Source organism: Clostridium bowmanii (genome assembly GCF_018861315.1).
Taxonomy (GTDB): Bacteria; Bacillota; Clostridia; order Clostridiales; family Clostridiaceae; genus Clostridium_AD; species Clostridium_AD bowmanii.
This window is the reverse complement of sequence record NZ_JAHLDL010000105.1, coordinates 1-872: the sequence shown is the minus strand read 5'-3', so window position 1 is coordinate 872 and position 872 is coordinate 1. Positions and strand designations below refer to the sequence as shown.

Sequence of the window (872 nt, the reverse complement as noted above, 5' to 3'; positions counted from 1 at the left end):
TTAACAAAATATTCTAATGTGTATTATTATTTTTATCTTTTAGTAAAAAAACAAACCACAAAAAGGCCCTCAAAAGAGTGCTATAATCATTTACATTCATTTCACTTCCCGTCCCTACGGGCGTAGCCCTGAGGAAACAATTCGAGTTCTATTCTCTAACTAGTCTACACTGGTAACTGTTGTCTTTTACTATCGCCGATAGGCGTACTGCATCAAGAATATCTCCTGTGCATGCTTTGAAAATAAAATTAATTAACCCTCTTATACCTAACTCAGTAATTTTTTTCGCTAAAATTTCGCTGTTTACAAGTAATACATTTATAAATCTACCTATTTTCATGAGATGGTGAAACCCTACCATAGCATTCCAATTGTAAGAAAAACAATGTTCATATTGATATCCTTGATGTTTAACTGTTAGAAAATTATTTTCAATTTTCCAGCGATATCGCCCGATTTTAATACAACGATTTTCTACATTGTTTTTGGTGAGCTCTTTTCCAGATATCCATACATATCTAGTTGATTTTGACTCGATTTTACCAGTGGTTCTACTTGTTTCTTCCCAAGTTTCTTCACATGTTACTACATGTAACATTACTTTGTTTCTACCATTATCGCCATATGTATATTCAACATCATTAATCCACTTATAAACCTGATTTCTAGATCCACAAATACGAGTAATTGTATTCTCAGGAGTAAGTCTAATAAGCCCCATGGCTTCTCTCCAAGTATCTTTTATAGATCCTTCCTTAAATACAAGCATAAAGTCCCAGCCATAATTACGACAGAGTTTTATTACAGGTCCACAAGCGTAGAGACCGTCCATCGCTACCGCAACTTTAAGTTTGGGAAATCTTTTCTTTATC

At 33.8% G+C, this 872-nt stretch carries 1 protein-coding gene; it reads right to left on the bottom strand.

Annotated elements, in window-relative coordinates; translation table 11 throughout:
- Positions 1-148: 148 nt before the first annotated feature.
- The coding region (locus KPL51_RS23060) for a hypothetical protein (RefSeq protein ID WP_216166777.1) at positions 149-872 on the bottom strand (724 nt) is incomplete at its 5' end.